Raw genomic sequence first — 18,728 nt, 5'->3', positions numbered from 1 at the left:
TATACTGTTTTGTTAGAAAAGGGCTGTTCACCAGCCCTAGTCGTTTATCAGCACCATCCGCAAGGTCTTGTAGGAAGCGGACCACAAAATACATGCTGACTGCAGCATCTATTAGAGGTAGAACAAGTATTTGTTACATAATGCTGATGTTGGTATACATGCTCATTAACTGTATGATGGTGGCTCGGATGAACATGAGGTACTACATGCCTGAATACATTTCTGCTAACAGATTGTCGCGTTGGGTGAACGATTGGTGATGTTGTTTGAGTAGGCGCAAAGTTATTAGGTGATGCGGACCAACAATATCCTGGTGCCGGTGCAAAACCTTCGGCAACAAATCCTCCTGCCTGGACGCCACTGAAACCCCAATTTCCAACCGGGCCGGTATATGTTGGAGAAACAACCCCTTGATTAATATTTCTTACGTTCATTGTAGTGGCCCCTTTCTTCATAAATTTATTTCCTTAACAATCTATGAAAAATACAAGGCATTTGCACTAGTTAAATAACCCAATTTATAACAAAGCATAGGAGCTATTTTTCATTAACGTAAAAGCTACAACTGTTAAAAGCAATGCAATAAAAAAAGAAGCTAAAATTACTTTATGCATAAAAAATCACCGCTATTTCAAGATTTATTACGCTCTTCATTTTACACATTTCACATACAGCAAACAACGGTAAATTGAGCGTAACCATGCACATATCAAAAAAATTGGTCATATTTATATACAAGTTAATTGTCTACACTTATAGAAAGGAGAGCCATAATCAATGTCTGAACAACGTCTAAATAAAAGGCTGTTTTCGGAAAGATTGTTGCTAATGGATTAAAGTGCTCTTTGGAATGAGATACACTTGGCAGAATAGCGTGAGAAGGAAAATGAATGAAAAATTATAATTATATGGTAATATATTTAGAGAACAATCTCTTAACCAATTGGCATTAGAAATTACAATCTAAGATGGGAGGAACAACTTTGGGGAATTTATTCAGTAAACTATCTTTAATTTCAGTAACACTTGGCGTGTCCTTGTTGATTATTGGCATCGGCTATATTCAACAGCTATATGTTCTATATCCAGGTATCATACTTTACATCCTTTCACTAGTTGTAAGTATCATAGCCTTTTCAAAACGTGAAACTGGCTTTTCAAAATTTATACCTTTTCTATTTTTGATTCCAATAATTCCTTTTGTACTATTTATTTATTCAGGACAAATCTAATCATATATATAATAATGAATACAGCCGCTTCTTTTGAGAAGTGGTTGTTTTTATACTTCACGCAAAAATTTGACCGTAATCATATTAGATTTCTGACACGCACTTAAAAGCATTTGGTTTATTCGTTCCTTTTCCGACATCTTTTTGCTTTGTTGAAGGAAGTTGAACCAGTAGAGGTAGTTGTCCAAATACTTGGTTGCTACTCCTTGAAACCGTTGCATCCAATCTTTTAATCGCTTATGGTAACTGTTCACGTGTTGAAGATGGTATATTCCCTTCTTAACATAACCCTCTTTGCTCAGGTTGATTGTTTCGTGTTTAAGCTCCTTTAAAAGAGCAAACTTTCTATAATTTGTTGCAGTGTCTGTGCATAGCAAAGAAGAGGGGTCAATGTAATCCCCGATGACAGCATCAATTTCTTCTGCTTTTACTCGACCTGTTCCAGCTTTCTGTGCAATGACTTGACCATTACGGTCTTGTGCTACCACAACAGCGATTTTTAGGTTGCTAATCCCTCTCTTTTTATCTCTCCCTCCACGCTTCTTGGGCTTTCTATCAATCACGTTACGCCCTTTTAATGATTCTTTGAAAAAGGTCTCGTCACTTTCAATAATCCCCTTTAGTGTATTAAATCCTAATGAACGAAGGGCGAAAAGCACCTTATGTCTCCAATAAAATGCAGTAGATAAATGGATATTCAGTCTTTCAGCAATCTTCGGCAATGTATATCCCTCGACCATTAACTGAAAGAAGGTAGACCACTTCCCAAGGTAATGAGTTCCCGATATAGGGGTGTTAGTTAAATCATTGAAAGACTTGCCGCAATCACGGCAAAGATACCTTTGTCTATTTCTGTATTTACCGTTTCTTTTCACCTTAACACTGCCGCAGTGAACACAAGCTAGCCCTCCATTGAAGCGTGTTTCTCTGATTGTAGTGAATGCATCTTTCATTTCTTCTTCTGCATTTGAGAAAAATTCTTCTTTTATAATGTCAAATAGCATCTGTTGTTCGTGTTTTGGTAAATCCGTGAAATCAGCATAAACGTCTTTCCACATTCTAAAACCCCTCCTGTGGCAGTATTTTAACACCTATCAAGAGTCTGGTCAAAAGAGCAACATTTTATACGAAAACAGCCAAATAAAAATATGCCTTCTCAAAACAGACCTGATTTATTCTCTGATTTCATCACCAATATGAACCATCTTTTCGGAAATAAGACCCATAAAGGCAGCGGTTTGCTTCAATCTATTGATGATTTCTTCCTGCAATCCCCCCAAAACAGAAGCTTTCCTATTGAAACGGAAGAAAAAGAAAATATGTATATTGTCAGAGCCAAATTAGCTGGCATCAGCAAACAGCAAATTCAAATTGAAGCGTATAAACAAACTTTGGTCATTACAGTAGAAAATCAGGAAACATTTAAAAAAGAAGATACTAACAAGAAAACATATGAATACCGCCAATCGAAACAAACCGTTCAACGCAGTGTGACATTTGTCAAACCGATTGATGAAAAAGCAGTGACAGCCGGACATAATGACGGACTGTTAGAAATAAAGGTACCGAAATTAAAAGGAACAGCCATAAAAATAAAAGCCTAAAAAGGATCGTCTTTAAATTGACGATCCTTTTTTCATTAGTTATGGCGTTGTTTTAAATAAGCCTCCTAACCCTTTAAACATACTCTGCACCTGACTTACCGTTCCCATCATTTGCCCTGCCGTATTCATCATTTTATTGATATCGAAAGATCCATCCTGCGTTTTAAATTGTTTCAGGACAGACTGAAATCCGGAAGTCTGCGGCTTCTGCATAAAACTCTGCTTCGGATAAGGATTCGGATATGGCATTTGGGGAGACTGTTGCTGGTTTTTTTTCATTTGCAGAGGGTTGGCAAATGGAGAAAGGGTTGGATTTGGCCTTGGAGGTGCAGTCTGATTGTAATAGTTCTGTCCCAAGGGCATCCCTTGCTCTGGTGCATATTGATTTTGAGACATCGCGCTATATGGATAAAACCCGCCTGTTGCCATAAAGGGCGCCTGCTGCGGATAAGCTGGAGGCGCTTGCTGATAGCCAGGAGGACCATACGCATTTTGAAAGTTACCCATCATCGGATATATCGGCTGATTATATGATTCATACCGGACCATTTGGCGGTTTGGTCTCCTCATGAGAAATTTCAGCTCCCTTCAAATAAGGCAAAAATATTTGTTATAGTATATGTATGAAGGGCATTTTGTGTAACTCGCTTATTCGCTCTCTTTCAATTGCCTTTCCATCGTTTTCAGCAGAAATTGCGTCGACTGCAAATACCCCTTAAAACGGCTGTAGCTTGTACTCCAATAAAAGGCTTGCACACTTAACTGACGAATATTTTCAACGACTTGCCCAACATGTCTTTCACCGGTAAAGTGACCCTGTTCATTTTGGATGACTGCTTCTATGCGCTGCTGCCAACTGTCTGTCAGTTCATCCGCTTTTTTAGCAAATGGCTCTACCTCATTTGTAAAATCACATTCCTTCTTCGTTGCCCTTACCTCTTCATATAAGTCATTTATTTCATCCAATAGTTTGAGCATCTGCTCAGTAAGTGCTAATGCTTCAGTTTTTGACACTATGCCATAACCTCCTGATTTTCGTGACTAGTATTGCTATTATACCCTTCAAAAGAAAAACCGTCACCGGTCCTTTTTCAACATGAATACGCTACTTGGATTCTCCTTGATGAAAAAGGAAACAAAAAAAAGCGTCTAATCTAGACGCTGTATTTCGGATGAATGATGATGGCAGGCTGCTTTGTTTTCACACTGCGCTGGCGGTTTATATTATCGTTTAATTGATTGATTTGGTTTTGCACATTTTCAATCTGCTGCATCTTTTCATTAACAAAACCGGAACGCTCTCTCTCAGCTATATTCGATACTTGCACTTCCAATGCATCCAATCGCTCATTCATCTCACTAATCAGCATCTCCAGTTCTTCAGTCGGTATTAATTGATTTTGCATCATTTTACCTCCTCAAAAAGCATTCTTTTCCCGTAATTATTCTAAAAATAAATATGAATCCCTTCACCGTTGACAAAACTAGAAGGAAATCGTCAAAGAAAATAACTTCCGGCAGACTTTCGACAAATTCTTATACATATTTCGCTATAGTTTTGAGAAGAATGTTTTTAGGAGGTGTGACATAATGGGAAGAAATGATTCAAAAGAGCAAGAGTTGAAAGAACATAAAAGCAAAACAACAAAAGCTGGAAAAGGAAATCCAAAACTGGATAAACCGGATCGTCCAGCGACATAAAAAGAACAAAAGCAAAAGTGCCCGGTCAGCACCGTATGAACTGAGGCTCTCAGGATAAGAGTCACAAAGACATAGACAAAGACATGCGGCCGTGGCGGTTTTAGTCTTTGTTCCACCCTTATAAGGCACGAAACAGCCAACATCGAAATGTCAACGCCATCTCGATGTTGGCTCTTTTTTTAGCGAGTAGTTTTCATGAACCGGTATAAATAAATAAACCGCTCAAGTTGTTGCCTTTTCTTTTTATGTAATTGTGTCATATTGTTCACTTTGTTCGGCAGATTCGATTGAGAAAACCACTTTTTTTGCACTCTTCGCTTATCATCCCAATTTTCCAATTCATAGTCAGGGTGCTGAATAACAGGATAAACGGCTCTTAAAAAAGGAGTTTCTCTTCGCTTTCTATTTGAAAAGTATTGTTCATAATCAATTCTGGAGCCGGTGTGTTCCGTCAAATAAGCAAATTGATAAAAATGCTGAAAAAGCTGATCATCAAATAATATTTTCGCCAACCCTTTCCCAAGAACAATCCGCTTGTCCAACTTTCTGAAATGATGAACCGGCAATCCGTATAACTCCCCTTTGATAGTTGGGAAAAGGACCGCATTCAGTCTTAAAGCATCTTGTAACCAAAACAGTTTTGATTGAAAAACGTTCTTCTGAAAGAAAGGATCTTCAATCACCGGCTTTTGAATAACATTTTGTTCATTAATAATGAGTGCAGTCATCAACCGTTTACGGTCGCTATACTCCCAAAAATACTCCCATTCACTCTCCATAAAGGCTGTCACAAAAAAATACCGCAAACAGTGAAACATTTTTTCATTTAATAACGTCGAATAATGATAAAGAAGCAACTGAGGGAAAACATCCTTAAAAATTAAATAATTGGCCTTTTCGTAAGTAAGAAATAAATAGTTTCGATATTGTGGGGATAAAGTATCTTTTAAAGGGCTTCCTTCAAGATCGCACATATTGTAACCGGCATTCCTGGAGACCATACTTGCGAGAAATGACCACTCTATTTCCGGATGAGTTTGAAAATATCGAAAATAAGCATTAGTCCTTGAAATATTATCTATATTCCATTTTTTAGTGAGACACTGAATCGTGCTTAAAATGTCATGTATACTATAATCTTTGTCAATCGGTGGCAATAAAAAGTACATGAAAGCAACCTCTTTCTAATTTATGAAAAAATAGTGTATCATTTTGTAGTTAGGTTGAAATGATTCCATTTATTTTATACTAGATTTCATTTCCATATCTGATATCATTAAAGGTGGTCTGGAGGTTTTGATGAATGGTCTTTCACTATCCAAACGGAAAGAAATTCGTTGCCCCTGTTCAGATGGATGAAAAGAAGAACATAAAAAATGGCAACGCAATCAGCTATAGTAATCGCGGAATGACATTAGAGGATAATCTGAATGAATCAAATGCCTATTATTTATCAAGGAACATCGCCGTGATTCATAAAAAACCCACTCCCGTACAAATTGTGGATGTCCATTATCCGAAGAGAAGCGCTGCGGTCATTAAGGAAGCCTACTTTAAACAAGCTTCCACAACAGACTATAATGGCGTGTACCGAGGCAGATACATAGATTTTGAAGCAAAAGAAACAAAAAATAAAACGTCCTTTCCACTTCAAAATTTTCACGCTCACCAAATTCAACACATGGAGCAAGTTCTGACTCATCATGGAATGGCATTTGTGATTTTAAGTTTCTCCAGCAACGATGAAATTTATCTGATGGAAGCCCAGAAGATTATCGGATATTGGAATCGAATGCTTGAAGGCGGGAGAAAATCTATAACAAAAAAAGAAGTTGAACTGACTTCATATAGGATACCAATCGGCTTTCAGCCAAGAATTGACTATTTAAAAATAGTTGATCAATTGCTTTAGAAAGCGGTAAAAAGGTATAGAAGAAAGGCAGGTTAGCTGTTTAAATGACTGACAAAACTCGATCAAGAGAAGAACGTAGAAAACAGTTACAGAATGAAAAGTCAAAAAAGACAAAGAAGAAAAAAGGCGGCTGGTTCAAAAAAACTATGCTTGCATTTTTAATTTTAATAATTGCCGGTTTAGTCAGCGGAATTGGATTATTTGCTTACTATGTGAGTTCTGCACCTGAACTGGATGAGACACTATTAAAAGATCCGGTGTCATCAAAGATTTATGACAAAGACAAAAACCTGATCACAGAGGTTGGGATAGAAAACCGGGATTACGTCACCTTCGATGAAATACCTGATACAGTTGTTAATGCTGTTCTAGCAACTGAAGACTCAAGGTTTTATGAACATCACGGGGTAGATGTTTTACGTTTGGCAAGTGCGGTAGTCGCAAACTTTACAGACGGATTTGGTTCGCAAGGCGCAAGTACCATTACTCAGCAGCTTGTAAAACGATCATTTTTAACAGATGAGAAATCTTTGAAGCGAAAAGCACAAGAATTATGGCTCTCTTTCCAGATTGAAAGAAAGTATTCTAAAGAAGAAATCTTTGAAATGTATATTAATAAAATTTTCTACGGAGAAAGAGCGAATGGTGTAGCAACAGCTGCGGAAACGTATTTCGGCAAATCGTTAGATGAGTTAGATTTAGCAGAGGCAGCAACATTGGCCGGGCTTCCGCAAAGTCCGTCACGCTATAATCCTTTCAACAATCCTGAAGGAGCCGAAACAAGAAGAAATGTAGTATTAACATTAATGAACAGACATGGCTATATTTCAGAACAAGAAATGAAAGAAGCGCAAAGTGAATCACTTGTAGCTGCTTTATTGCCTGAAGAAGAGCGTAAGTCTAATACAGACTCATCATACTACAACTCTTTTATCGATTTAGTTGTTGAAGAGGTTAAAGAAAAGACGAATCACAATATTTACACAGACGGGCTTGAAGTGTATACAACGTTGGATGCAGATGCGCAAAGCTATGTTTATGATTTACTGAACAGCGATGACTCTGCAGTTAACTTCCCTGACGATGAATTACAAGCCGGCGTTGTTCTGCTTGATACAACTTCCGGGGAGATTAGAGCTGTCGGCGGCGGCCGAAATCAAACAGGTGCCCGCACATATAACTATGCAACCGATATCGAAAGACAACCCGGTTCGACCATTAAACCGATCTTGGATTACGGTCCGGCAATTGAGTATTTACAATGGTCAACATATGAGCAAGTAGTCGATGAGAAGTATTCGTACAGCAATGGCACACCAATCAACAACTACAACAACAAATATCACGGTCAAATGTCGATCCGCCAAGCTTTGGCAAAATCGTATAACATTCCGGCTTTAAAAGCTTTCCAAGCTGTCGGAACTGAGAATGCCCGCAAATTTGGCGAAAGTCTTGGATTAACTTTAAATAAAGAAGAATTTTTCGAATCAGCCAGTATCGGCGGTATGAAAACAGGCGTATCTCCTCTTGTAATGGCAGGTGCATATTCAGCATTTGGCAACGAAGGGGTATATAACAAACCTCATACCGTAACAAAAGTTGTTCTTCAAGATAAGACAACGACTCTAAACTTGAAACCTGAATCAAAGGTTGTAATGAAAGATTACACAGCCTTCATGGTCTCTGACATGCTGAAAAGCGTAATGACTGAAGGTACAGGTACAGCAGCGAATGTTCCTGGTCTGCCTGTCGCAGGTAAAACAGGTACTACTAACTACTCAGAAGATGAATTGAAGAAATATGGATTCCCTTCAAGCGGTGTTCCTGATTCATGGATGGTCGGCTATACGACACAATATACAACAGCTGTTTGGACCGGATATTCCAAAAAATCAAGTGACTATTTAAGTACTGATAGCCAGCAATTGGCGAAGAAGATCTTTAAATACGTTATGACTGAAGCATCTAAAGACGTAAAAACATCTGATTTCAAACAACCGAACAGCGTTGTAAAATCAGCGGTAGAAATCGGCTCTAATCCGGCTGCTCTGCCTAGCAAAAATACACCTTCTGACCAAGTCACTTATGAATACTTTGTTAAGGGCACGGAGCCAAAAACTGTTTCTGAATCATATAAAGCCATTGATGCTCCAACTAATTTGCAAGTTCAATACAATGAAGTTGCTAATGAGTTGTACTTAACATGGGATTACCCAACAGACGATGAAGAAAGTAAGCCATCATTTAAAGTAAGTGCAACAACCGATAGTGGAGGAGAAGTATCGGTTTCTCAATCTGGAGAGATGGAAGCACGCGTAAGCAATCCTACACCTGGGACCATCTATAATTTCTCTGTTGTTGCTGTGGTAGGAAATGTAAGCAGTAGCGCTGCGACTATTAGTATTCAAGTACCTGCGGACAGCGGAGAAGAGGAAGAAGAAGAAGAATTAGATGATACTTTAACAGATGATGATTCAGGTACTCAAGATTCATCTGGAGATAACACAGATAGCGATCAGTCCGATGATTCCAATAATAGTAATCCATCAGATACCAACGGTAACAATAGTGATACAAACGAAAATAATAACGGAGCAAATAGTGGTAATAATAACACAAGCTCAAACGATGCAGGTTTACCTGGAACACTGGGTGTAAACCAAGAAACCCCTTCTGGTACATCTAGATTGTTTAAGTTTACAACTATCTTTCAAAACATAAAGCTTTTATTCCACTAATTTGAACACACAAAAAGAGCATTCATGAAGTCAGTATAAATGACTTTCCGAATGCTCTTTGCTCTATATCATAAAAAACTAGCTCTGTCCGAGAAACAAAGCTAGTTTTTTTGCATTCTTTTTCTTTTAATTTGATCAATGGCAATCATTTTCTTCAATTCAATCATTATTTGCGAAAGTACCTTATACGACGCATACAAACCCGGACGGGTCATAATGAAGCTCATTCTCTCAGCAAAATTCACCGGTACAGATGCACAAATGTCACTTAAATCGTCCCACTTTAACGTGATCGGCTTTCCATTATGCCAAAATAGAGAAGCGATACATAGCTTGATTCCCTTACTCATTAACGGGGCAGCTTCCTTAACTGCTCTTCGCTTAAACATCTCTTCTAATTCTTCTTCTAACTGTACCCACTCTTTACTTAATTGAGGAATGATTTCTTCACTGTGCAACCATGGTTGATAGCACACTTTTCCACCCTCTGTCAGCAACTCATAACTTAGGTTTTCAACTGCGGAAGCATTCCATCCTTGATAATCGGACACTTCAATTTCCACAGTGTTTATATTTGAAAAATATAAGGGATGTTGTAATGTGCCCGGTATTTCAATAACTATTCTTTCACTCATGATTTTTTAACTACTTCCTTTGCTTTTAATCGTTTCTTCCCTTCACGGCATAGATCATTTAACGGACAAACGGAGCATTGCGGATTTTGCGCTTTGCAATGATAACGGCCGAAGAAAATCATCGTGTGATGCGCAACCGACCACTCCTCTTTCGGAAACTTCTTCATTAATGTTTCCTCTACTTGCAAAACGTTATCCTTCCAGCGACAAATCCCTAATCGTTTACTTACTCGCTCAACGTGTGTATCGACTGCGATAGCCGGGACGCCATATGCGACTGATACGACAACATTGGCTGTCTTCCGTCCTACTCCAGGTAGCTTCGTCAGTTCATCGCGGTCATTAGGTACAACGCCATCATAATCACGCAACAACATTTCCGAGAGCTTTTGTATATTTTTTGCTTTATTGCGAAATAGCCCTATTGAGCGAATATCGTTCTGCAGCTCCTCCAACGATACGTTCAAGTAATCTTGGGGTGTTTTATATTTTTGAAAAAGAGAAGCTGTAACTTTATTGACAAGCACATCTGTGCATTGAGCAGATAATGCCACAGCAATCACCAATTCAAACGGATTGTCATGCACCAGCTCACAATGTGCGTTCGGATACATTTCTTTCATTTTTTCCAAACAGTACAATGACTGACTTTTATTCAACATCTCAATTTAATCCCCTTTATCATATCTTTAGATGCCCGGTCCGACAAATTGAAGAGGCTTCTCCTAAGCGGAAATATCCCTATGGAGAAGCCTCTTTGTATTTTCCGAGTCAGATGCAAATCTTAGTTCTCAAGCCAATTGTAAAATGGAACTTCCTTCGCTTCAGCTCTCACAGGCTGTCTGTCGCGCGACTGGTGAGAACGGAACTTTTCACCGTAAGATCTTGCTTGTTCCTCAGTCTTAATGCCGTTCTTCTTCCATTCAAATAAAATACGGTCGATATAGCGGAAATTTAGCTTCCCTGAAACAACCGCTTCTCGCAATGCAGCCTTTATAATTTGTGTATTCTCATGGTCATCCATCCACATTCCTAATGTTTCGCATTCAAAAGGTGATAACGGACGCCCGAACTCCTGTTCAAATATGCTGTACAGACTGCTTTCCTCTTCCTGCTTCGTTTCCACTGCTTGTACTTGATTTTTGCTCAAAAAATGGTCGATCATTTTTTGCTGAAAAGGAACTAAAGAATATGCTTCACTCCGTACACGATCAACCGTTAATTCTTCTTCGATAATCTCCAAATATCCTCTTTGAATTAACTTTCTTAATATATTGGCACATTCTATGGTTGAAATAGACATTCTACCACTTAGCTCTTCAAAGGTCGGAAAGGCATTGCCTTCCTTTTGAAACTGCTGCAAATGTAAAAGTAAGATTAATTCTTGTTCGTTCAGCCCCATTTCGACATAATGTACGAAAAGAAAAGAAGGAATCGTCAAGTTTCCTTCCTGAAGCCATGTTAACATTTGTTCTCTTGTCATAACCGTACACCTCTTCTGCTAGTATATCATGAAATTCGAGTCAAGAAGAACAGGTTAAACTTACTTTTTGTTTGTATATTTCTTTCCTTTCCTGCCGAAATTTAATCAGATCGACTTTTTTATTATATGGAATTTGTCTGTAAATAAAAGAAGGTGAAGTTAATTTCCGTTCCGGACGGACGCTTTCCGCTCATCATGAGCCGAGCCTCCTCGTCGCTTAAAGCTCCTGTGGGGTCTCGGCTGTCATGCTCATCTAAGCAGGAGTCGCCATCCTCCACTCCAATTAACAAGAGTTTACTGCAAAATTGGTGTCGTATGAGTCAACATGACAAAAAAGTGAAAAAATAGACTCTTTTCTACCAAAGTTCAGTACAAAATCAGATATCAGCTCTTCAATCTCACTGTCTGCCATCAAAATGATATAGCTTGCTAAGTATAATTCTTCCACTTTTATCAACAATTCGTCTATCACTTGAAACAATTCACCCCAATTCACAAGTGATTTTTTTCTTTTCAAATTAATTCTTCCCATTTTGTGAATAATTCGTCCGTCACGTGTCTCCTATCACTTAATGCACGAAAAGCCACTATTTGCAAGCGAACATTCCAAGAGCTCCACACCGAATCACTAACTTTCGAACACCAAAAAAGACCTATTCACTAATTGGAATAGGTCTTCTTATTTAACGATATCAATTTATATTAGAAATCAGCTTGTCCAGTTGTTCTTGGGAACGGGATTACGTCACGGATGTTTGACATACCTGTGATATACATAATCAAACGCTCAAAGCCTAACCCGAATCCGGCGTGTTTTGTTTCTCCATATTTACGAAGCTCCAAGTACCACCAGTAGTCTTCTTCTGCTAATCCGACTTCAGCCATTCTTTTCAGAAGTACGTCCATACGTTCTTCCCTTTGGCTTCCTCCGATGATTTCACCAATACCAGGCACTAGGCAGTCCATAGCCGCAACTGTCTTACCGTCGTCATTTAAGCGCATGTAGAATGCTTTAATGTCCTTCGGATAGTCAGTTACGAATACAGGCATTTTAAAATGCTCTTCTGTTAAGTATCTTTCATGCTCTGTTTGAAGATCAATTCCCCATTCAACCGGGTATTCGAATTTCTTATCAGCAGCTAATAAAATTTCTACTGCTTCTGTGTACGTTACTTTACCGAAATCAGAAGAAACAACATGGTTTAAGCGGTCAAGCAAGCCTTTATCGACAAATTGGTTGAAGAATTGCATTTCTTCCGGGCATTCATCCATTACATATTTAATCACATATTTCAGCATTTCTTCTGCCAGCTCCATGTCGTCTTGAAGATCAGCAAAAGAAATCTCCGGCTCTACCATCCAAAACTCTGCAGCATGACGGGCTGTATTTGAATTTTCAGCACGGAAAGTCGGTCCAAATGTATAAATGTTACGGAATGCTAACGCGAATGCTTCACCATTTAACTGACCGGATACTGTTAAGTTTGTTTCTTTTCCAAAGAAATCTTCTTTGAAATCAACTGTACCTTCTTCTGTACGAGGTGTGCTATCGAAAGGAAGAGTTGAAACGCGGAACATTTCACCTGCTCCTTCTGCATCGCTTCCTGTAATAATCGGCGAATGTGTGTATACAAAGCCTTGATCTTGGAAGAACTTATGAAGCGCATATGCAGCTACTGAACGCACACGGAATACTGCAGAGAATGCATTACTTCTTGGACGAAGGTGCGCGATTGTGCGAAGGTATTCAAATGAGTGGCGTTTCTTTTGAAGCGGATAATCAGAATCTGACATCCCTTCCACAATTACTTCTTTGGCTTGAATTTCAAATGGTTGTTTCGCATCAGGTGTTTCAACAAGCGTTCCGATTACAGAGATTGATGAACTGATTGGCAGCTTCGAAATCTCTTTGAAATTCTCAAGTTCTGATGAAAATACAACTTGAATATTTTTAAAGAAGGAACCGTCGTTCACTTCGATGAAGCCGAATGTATTTGATGCACGCAATGTGCGAATCCAACCTGAAATTGTTACTTCCTTAGAAGCATATTCTTTAGTGTTTCTATAAATTGATTTTACTAACACGTTCTCTTGCATAAGAACCTCCTGCTATTTACGTTACTGTTTTTTAAAAATCTACACGTACTTTTAATTGTACAAATAAACCAGTAAAAAAACAAAAAAAAGCCTTTATACTTCCCTCATTGCCGGGACGAAAGGACATTTTTCTTAGGTATATCCAATTCACCTTAAAACTTGGTTCGTTCAACTGAAACTTCATAATATCCCTAAGTCTACAACTATCAATATAATAACAAACTTAACTAACCGTAACAAGTCGTTTTTTAATGGGCGATACTTAAATTCAAAGGTAAATAAAAAAGCCCGGTAAAGGACTTGAGCTTTCCTAAACCGGGCATTACATTTCATTATTTCATTTTAGAAGCTACAAATGAGCCGATACGATCAACAGCCTTTTCAAGCTGTTCTAATGAAGTGGCATATGATAGACGGATATTGTCGTCCGAACCAAAGCCTGACCCGGGGATAACTGCAACTAGCGCTTCTTCTAATAACGCCTTCGTAAATTCATCCACATTGCTGTAGCCTGTAGCCAGTGCAGCTTCCTTCACGTTCGGGAATAAGTAGAACGCACCTTGAGGCTTAATGCAGCTGATGCCAGGAATCGCTACTAGTTTATCGTAAATGATATTTAGACGGCTTTCAAACGCTTGTCTCATTTCTTCTACAGGTTCTTGCGTTCCTTCATAAGCAGCAATCGCTCCGTACTGAGCAGTCGTTGTCGGGTTGGATGTGCTGTGACTTGCCAAGTTTGACATTGCTTTAATAAGTGCTTCTTCACCGACTGCATAACCAATTCTCCAGCCAGTCATACTGTGCGATTTGGAAACACCATTAATGATAACCGTTTGTTTCTTCAATTCCGGAGAAAGTTGTGCAATTGACACATGCTTATTGTCTCCATATACCAGTTTCTCATAAATTTCATCAGAGACAATGATAATATCATGCTTTAAGCAAATCTCACCAAGTTGACGCAATTCCTCAGCTGTATACAGCATACCAGTCGGGTTACTTGGCGAATTAATGATGACTGCTTTCGTTTTTTCTGTGACAGCAGATTCTAATTGTTCAGGCGTAATTTTGAAGGAATTGCTTTCTTTCCCCTCAACATAAACAGGAACACCGTCAGCCAGTTTTACCTGTTCAGGATAGCTTACCCAATAAGGTGTCGGAATGATTACTTCATCACCTTCATCCAAAATCGCTTGGAACAACGTATATAATGCATGCTTCGCGCCGGAAGCAACAATAATTTCTGATGGTTTGTATACAAGCTGTTGATCTCTTAACAGCTTAGCAGCTATTGCTTCCTTTAGCTTAGGCAGCCCTGCTGCAGGCGTATACTTTGTTTGACCCTCGTTCATAGACGCTGTCGCTTCATCAATAATGTGTTGAGGCGTATTAAAGTCAGGTTCACCAGCACCAAGACCGATAATATCCAAACCTTGGGCTTTTAACTCCTTCGCCTTTGCCGTAATAGCCAATGTAGTTGATGGTGTAAGAGCTTGAACGCGTTTTGCAAGTTTCATCCTTTAAATCCCCCTAATTGTCTGCACTTTGATTATTTTTTAAAATCGAAATCCGCAAAAACTAAGTTATCTTCGCTATCTTTATAAGTAACTTCCCAAATCGGGCTGGAATTTTTTATCCCGATCTTAACGGAAACGATTTGTTTCGGATTGTACTTCTCATTAACAATAGCCACTATTTCACTTTCTGAAACTCCATCTTTATACTTCATTTTCTTTACAGAAGCTTTTTTCAGGTCTTTCGGAATCCAAATCACATATTCTGTGCCTTCGTCATCCTTTCCTACAACGACAGAGTACGTTTCTTGACCGTGATACAGATAATAATCGCTCACACTGACAAGACCGCCTTTATTCAAAGCGATGGCCACCGCTTTTTCCTCTTCTGTCTTCTTATAGTTCATTCCAATATAAAAACTGGCTATTACGTAGCCAACAAATACTAAAAGCAAAATACTAATGCCTATAATCCATTTTTTCAAATAAACCACTCGCTTTATGTTCGGTAAATTGTAATAAGTGATCTCAGCCATCTACCATTATAACAGCTTTTTTATCGTAAAAATAAAGTTTTTGGAAAAATATTATTTTAGCCACTGTTTTATAGAATTTTGAACATCGTGCAAATTCACTTCGTTCACTGCCACATCCGGAATAGACAGTAAAAAGTCTTTTCCGTATTGAGTCGTGACAATTCTGCGGTCGCACACGATGAAAATACCTTTGTCATCATTCGTACGAATCAGTCGACCAAATCCTTGTCTGAAACGCATGATTGCTTCAGGCAAAGCATATTCCGTAAAGGGATTTCTGCCCTCTGCTCTTATTTGATCGCATCGTGCCTCCGTTAAAGGCTCATTAGGCGGCGAAAACGGCAGTCTGACGATCATCAGGCATTGCAGTGTTTCTCCCGGCAAATCGAGTCCGTCCCAAAAACTCGACGTTCCAAGCAAAATCGACTTATCGAAGTTTTGGAAGTACTTAATCAGCCTTGTTTTACTGTTGCTCGAAATACCTTGGGACAACAGATTGAAATCTTCCAATGAAGAAAGCTCGCGAAGCGACTCGTGCACATCCCGCAGCATCTCCTGCGATGTAAACAATACAAGCATTCTTCCTTTGCAGGCCAGTGCTGATTGCTCGATATATTCGGCAATCTGTTTGACATATTGCGCTTGGCTTACCTTATTCACTTCCGCTATATCGCTTGCTACAAGCAGTTTCACCTTTTCCTTATAACGGAACGGAGAAGGGAAAGAATACGTCTCGATATCGTGATGATGAAGTCCGAGCTTATTTTTTATATATTCGAAAGAACCTTTTACCGTCAATGTCGACGATGTTAAAATCACGCTGTTTTGCTGCGCAAAAAAACGATGCCACAGCTCTTGTCCTCCTGAAATAGGCTGCGAATACAAGTAAACGTACTGCCCTGGGCTGTTTTTATGCCATTCGACCCAATAAAGAAATGAGTCTTTATTGCGCAGAAAGTATTCAAGAAAATTGCCGGCACGGCTTTTGAAAAATTCAGCAATACTTTCAATCTCCGATAAATGGAATAATTGTGTCTTACCGGGCTGTCCATGCTCCGTTACGTAAGCTGCATTCTCCAATAAATAAGATGATAGAGTTTGCAGCTGCTTATGAAGGCGTTCAGCCAGATGTGTCAATGGCTGGCTGTTTCCGTGGCTTTTCAATATGGTATGTAGGGCAACAGCATTTTTGTTATGCATATTCTTTTGAAAATCCTCACATGCTTTAGACAGCAACTGAAAGAATTGCTCAATTTCATAAATGGCATCGTGAAGCAGATTGTCAGCTTCGCGATTACTGATGTTACCGCCAAGATTGCCGACCATATTCAGCAGCTTATACAGTAGCTGTTTTTGATCATAGAAACCGAGTTTATTAATCATCATTTTTAAGCTCACGTAGTCAATGCTGGAGCCTAAGTGCTTTAACGCCGCATTTTCGAGCTGATGCGCTTCATCAATAATTAATAAGCTATTACTCATGCCCTTTCCGTTATTCGAAAAGAAATCAGACATTAAAAATGCGTGATTAGTGACAATCAGATCAGCATCTTTCGCATTTTCTTTCGCTCTTTCATAAAAATCAAAATTTTGCCAGGAGCGTTCATGCTCATTCGATGTGCTTTTGACACTTTGTAATCTTTCCCAAAACAATTCTCCGCCCGCTGTCATGTTAAGCTCATCTTTATCACCTGTTTCGGTTTCCAGCAGCCATACAAGAATTTGCATTTTAATGAGCGCTGTCTCGTAATTATCATCTTTCGTCCGTAAAGCTCGGTCAAATTGCGCTAAGCTGATGTAATTCGGACGCCCCTTCAAAACAGCGGTCTTTAATTCGAACGGCAGCATTTTGTGAAGGTTGGCAAGTTCCTTATGGATTAACTGATTTTGCAGTTCGATTGTATACGTGCTTACAATAATCGGCTCATGATGCTCTAAGGCACAGAAAGCTGCCGGTACTAAATAACCTAATGTTTTACCGAGACCTGTTCCAGCCTCTATAATAGCGATTTTTTCGTCGTTAAAAATATGATAAGCGGCATCCATCATTTTCAGCTGATCATTTCGAAGCTCAAAATGCGGAAAAGCTTGATTTAATAAAGCAATCTTTTCTTCTGCTGACTGCGGGTAGGACGCTTCACCGTCGTATGACGTTTTACTCACAGTCTCCGGTTTGCGAATAGCAATCCCTTTATGTATTTGCAAATGCGGATAGTGAATCGGACTAACCGACATACGCTCTTTCAGTATCAACGCCAGCAGTTCTGATATTTCGCTTTTTAATGAATAGGACAAACGGTACAACTGTTTTAACGTAACGAGAGGCAGCTTTCGTAATTCTTCGCAGAAATTAATAAACAACTGCGCCGTCACCTCGGCATCACTGTCCGCCTGATGCGGCCGGTCGTGTGCAAGGCCCTCTTCTTCCGCGAGATGGGACAGTTTAAAGCTTGTCGCCTGCGGACGAATGATCTTCGCAAGCTCTACCGTATCTATTGTTGAACAATAAAAGGGCTCAAACCCATTGTGTAAGAATTCATCTTGCAAAAATGTCAAATCAAATAAGACGTTATGCGCGACAAAACAACCGTCTTGCAAAACCTCTGCAATTTTGGGTGCCACTTCTGAAAAGCGCGGAGCATCCACCAGCTGCGATGATTGAATTCCTGTTAATTCTTCTATAAATGGAGATAATGGTTGCTCTGGATTAATAAACGTCGAGTAGGCATCGACAATTTGATTATTCTCTACAACTACTGCCGCAAACTGAATAATCCTATCGCCCTTTTTCACTGAATTCCCTGTCGTCTCTAAATCCACTACAACATAACGTTGAGTCATTCTAGTACACCTCAAAATTTTAATAAAAATAGAAAAACCGTCACCGGTCCTTTTTACTTAAGCACGTTCCATATAAAATGACGAAAACTAAAAATAATTACTAACCTTATTGTTTTGCCATTCTAAAATGAGACGGAACAGCGATTAAGAGCGCTACGTCCGCATATTTTCGTCGCTGTGACTCTTATCCTGAAGAGCCCCACACAAGACACAAGAAATCCGATTTTGGTTTCTTGAGCGAGGCATATAGAAGGAACATCGGTTATGAGCGCCACGTCGTGTGGCAACGCCGATGTAACCTACATCCTGTAGGCCTCCAAGCATGGCAGGTGTATGGTTAGACAATAAAAAAGCTGACTTCACTTCATCAAAAGTCCATAATCACATCTTACATGATTATAGGCTTCTAATTCAATGACGTCAGCTGTTTAATTA

Annotated in this window: 18 protein-coding genes; 4 read left to right on the top strand and 14 right to left on the bottom strand. The window is 39.1% G+C overall.

Going from position 1 to position 18,728, the window contains the following annotated elements; translation table 11 throughout:
• Positions 1-47: 47 nt before the first annotated feature.
• Positions 48-434 (bottom strand): CotD family spore coat protein, encoded by a 387-nt coding sequence (locus IEO70_RS19105; RefSeq protein ID WP_190999971.1) that lies wholly within the window; start codon positions 432-434, stop codon positions 48-50.
• Positions 435-983: 549 nt separating this feature from the next.
• Here IEO70_RS19105 and IEO70_RS19100 point away from each other — a divergent pair.
• Positions 984-1,232: a hypothetical protein gene (locus tag IEO70_RS19100; protein ID WP_190999970.1), complete on the top strand. Its 249-nt coding sequence runs from the start codon at positions 984-986 to the stop codon at positions 1,230-1,232.
• 50 nt (positions 1,233-1,282) lie between these two features.
• Here IEO70_RS19100 and IEO70_RS19095 read toward each other — a convergent pair whose 3' ends face one another.
• Positions 1,283-2,290 carry an IS1595 family transposase gene (locus tag IEO70_RS19095; RefSeq protein WP_190999969.1) on the bottom strand — a complete coding sequence of 336 codons (1,008 nt, stop codon included), beginning with the start codon at positions 2,288-2,290 and terminating at the stop codon, positions 1,283-1,285.
• A gap of 90 nt (positions 2,291-2,380) precedes the next feature.
• Here IEO70_RS19095 and IEO70_RS19090 point away from each other — a divergent pair, with 90 nt between their 5' ends.
• Positions 2,381-2,836: an Hsp20/alpha crystallin family protein gene (locus tag IEO70_RS19090; RefSeq protein WP_190999968.1), complete on the top strand. Its 456-nt coding sequence runs from the start codon at positions 2,381-2,383 to the stop codon at positions 2,834-2,836.
• A gap of 39 nt (positions 2,837-2,875) precedes the next feature.
• Here IEO70_RS19090 and IEO70_RS19085 read toward each other — a convergent pair whose 3' ends face one another.
• The 4 genes from IEO70_RS19085 to IEO70_RS19070 all read right to left on the bottom strand — a co-directional run bounded on the left by IEO70_RS19085 (position 2,876) and on the right by IEO70_RS19070 (position 5,706).
• Complete coding sequence (locus tag IEO70_RS19085; protein WP_190999967.1) at positions 2,876-3,385, bottom strand: YppG family protein; 510 nt, start codon at positions 3,383-3,385, stop codon at positions 2,876-2,878.
• 99 nt (positions 3,386-3,484) lie between these two features.
• Entirely contained in the window at positions 3,485-3,850 is a 366-nt protein-coding gene (locus IEO70_RS19080; protein WP_190999966.1) for a DUF1798 family protein, read from the bottom strand.
• 140 nt (positions 3,851-3,990) lie between these two features.
• Positions 3,991-4,245 carry a hypothetical protein gene (locus tag IEO70_RS19075; RefSeq protein WP_190999965.1) on the bottom strand — a complete coding sequence of 85 codons (255 nt, stop codon included), beginning with the start codon at positions 4,243-4,245 and terminating at the stop codon, positions 3,991-3,993.
• Positions 4,246-4,716: 471 nt separating this feature from the next.
• The gene (locus tag IEO70_RS19070) at positions 4,717-5,706 is read right to left on the bottom strand and encodes a DUF2515 family protein (RefSeq protein WP_190999964.1); all 990 of its coding nucleotides are present in this window, start codon (positions 5,704-5,706) and stop codon (positions 4,717-4,719) included.
• A gap of 134 nt (positions 5,707-5,840) precedes the next feature.
• On the opposite strand from IEO70_RS19070, the gene recU reads away from it, so the two are divergent.
• Both recU and IEO70_RS19060 read left to right on the top strand, forming a co-directional pair.
• Entirely contained in the window at positions 5,841-6,449 is a 609-nt protein-coding gene (gene recU, locus IEO70_RS19065) for a Holliday junction resolvase RecU (protein ID WP_190999963.1), read from the top strand.
• A 44-nt stretch (positions 6,450-6,493) separates the two neighbouring features.
• Positions 6,494-9,187, top strand: coding sequence for a penicillin-binding protein 1A (locus IEO70_RS19060; RefSeq protein WP_190999962.1), 2,694 nt, complete (start codon positions 6,494-6,496; stop codon positions 9,185-9,187).
• A 101-nt stretch (positions 9,188-9,288) separates the two neighbouring features.
• Here IEO70_RS19060 and IEO70_RS19055 read toward each other — a convergent pair whose 3' ends face one another.
• From IEO70_RS19055 to dinG, 8 genes are all read right to left on the bottom strand, one after another.
• Positions 9,289-9,822: a YpoC family protein gene (locus IEO70_RS19055; RefSeq protein WP_190999961.1), complete on the bottom strand. Its 534-nt coding sequence runs from the start codon at positions 9,820-9,822 to the stop codon at positions 9,289-9,291.
• Positions 9,819-10,484 (bottom strand): endonuclease III, encoded by a 666-nt coding sequence (nth, locus tag IEO70_RS19050; protein WP_190999960.1) that lies wholly within the window; start codon positions 10,482-10,484, stop codon positions 9,819-9,821. The genes IEO70_RS19055 and nth overlap by 4 nt, the downstream gene beginning before the upstream one ends.
• Before the next feature lie 122 nt (positions 10,485-10,606).
• On the bottom strand, positions 10,607-11,305 hold the full coding sequence (locus tag IEO70_RS19045) for a DnaD domain-containing protein (RefSeq protein ID WP_190999959.1): 699 nt from the start codon (positions 11,303-11,305) through the stop codon (positions 10,607-10,609).
• Between the two features lie 283 nt (positions 11,306-11,588).
• Entirely contained in the window at positions 11,589-11,822 is a 234-nt protein-coding gene (locus IEO70_RS19040; RefSeq protein WP_190999958.1) for a hypothetical protein, read from the bottom strand.
• 185 nt (positions 11,823-12,007) lie between these two features.
• Positions 12,008-13,402 (bottom strand): asparagine--tRNA ligase, encoded by a 1,395-nt coding sequence (gene asnS / locus IEO70_RS19035; RefSeq protein ID WP_190999957.1) that lies wholly within the window; start codon positions 13,400-13,402, stop codon positions 12,008-12,010.
• 332 nt (positions 13,403-13,734) lie between these two features.
• Entirely contained in the window at positions 13,735-14,919 is a 1,185-nt protein-coding gene (locus IEO70_RS19030; protein WP_190999956.1) for a pyridoxal phosphate-dependent aminotransferase, read from the bottom strand.
• 32 nt (positions 14,920-14,951) lie between these two features.
• On the bottom strand, positions 14,952-15,401 hold the full coding sequence (locus IEO70_RS19025; RefSeq protein WP_190999955.1) for a cell wall elongation regulator TseB-like domain-containing protein: 450 nt from the start codon (positions 15,399-15,401) through the stop codon (positions 14,952-14,954).
• Positions 15,402-15,503: 102 nt separating this feature from the next.
• Positions 15,504-18,293, bottom strand: coding sequence for an ATP-dependent DNA helicase DinG (gene dinG / locus IEO70_RS19020; protein WP_190999954.1), 2,790 nt, complete (start codon positions 18,291-18,293; stop codon positions 15,504-15,506).
• Positions 18,294-18,728 lie beyond the last annotated feature (435 nt).

Source organism: Peribacillus faecalis (assembly GCF_014712675.1).
GTDB classification, from domain to species: Bacteria; Bacillota; Bacilli; order Bacillales; family DSM-1321; genus Bacillus_AD; species Bacillus_AD faecalis.
The sequence above is the reverse complement of the archived record's forward strand: the minus strand, read 5'-3'. Positions and strand labels throughout refer to the sequence as shown.

Excerpts from the sequence above, each read along its gene's own strand:
- IEO70_RS19105 (WP_190999971.1), bottom strand. The coding sequence starts at position 434 with ATGAACGTAAGAAATATTAATCAAGGGGTTGTTTCTCCAACATATACC.
- IEO70_RS19055 (WP_190999961.1), bottom strand. The coding sequence starts at position 9,822 with ATGAGTGAAAGAATAGTTATTGAAATACCGGGCACATTACAACATCCC.
- IEO70_RS19090 (WP_190999968.1), top strand. The coding sequence starts at position 2,381 with ATGCCTTCTCAAAACAGACCTGATTTATTCTCTGATTTCATCACCAAT.
- IEO70_RS19060 (WP_190999962.1), top strand. The coding sequence starts at position 6,494 with ATGACTGACAAAACTCGATCAAGAGAAGAACGTAGAAAACAGTTACAG.
- IEO70_RS19030 (WP_190999956.1), bottom strand. The coding sequence starts at position 14,919 with ATGAAACTTGCAAAACGCGTTCAAGCTCTTACACCATCAACTACATTG.
- dinG (WP_190999954.1), bottom strand. The coding sequence starts at position 18,293 with ATGACTCAACGTTATGTTGTAGTGGATTTAGAGACGACAGGGAATTCA.
- nth (WP_190999960.1), bottom strand. The coding sequence starts at position 10,484 with ATGTTGAATAAAAGTCAGTCATTGTACTGTTTGGAAAAAATGAAAGAA.
- IEO70_RS19075 (WP_190999965.1), bottom strand. The coding sequence starts at position 4,245 with ATGATGCAAAATCAATTAATACCGACTGAAGAACTGGAGATGCTGATT.
- IEO70_RS19070 (WP_190999964.1), bottom strand. The coding sequence starts at position 5,706 with ATGTACTTTTTATTGCCACCGATTGACAAAGATTATAGTATACATGAC.
- IEO70_RS19095 (WP_190999969.1), bottom strand. The coding sequence starts at position 2,290 with ATGTGGAAAGACGTTTATGCTGATTTCACGGATTTACCAAAACACGAA.
- IEO70_RS19045 (WP_190999959.1), bottom strand. The coding sequence starts at position 11,305 with ATGACAAGAGAACAAATGTTAACATGGCTTCAGGAAGGAAACTTGACG.
- IEO70_RS19085 (WP_190999967.1), bottom strand. The coding sequence starts at position 3,385 with ATGGTCCGGTATGAATCATATAATCAGCCGATATATCCGATGATGGGT.
- recU (WP_190999963.1), top strand. The coding sequence starts at position 5,841 with ATGGTCTTTCACTATCCAAACGGAAAGAAATTCGTTGCCCCTGTTCAG.
- asnS (WP_190999957.1), bottom strand. The coding sequence starts at position 13,402 with ATGCAAGAGAACGTGTTAGTAAAATCAATTTATAGAAACACTAAAGAA.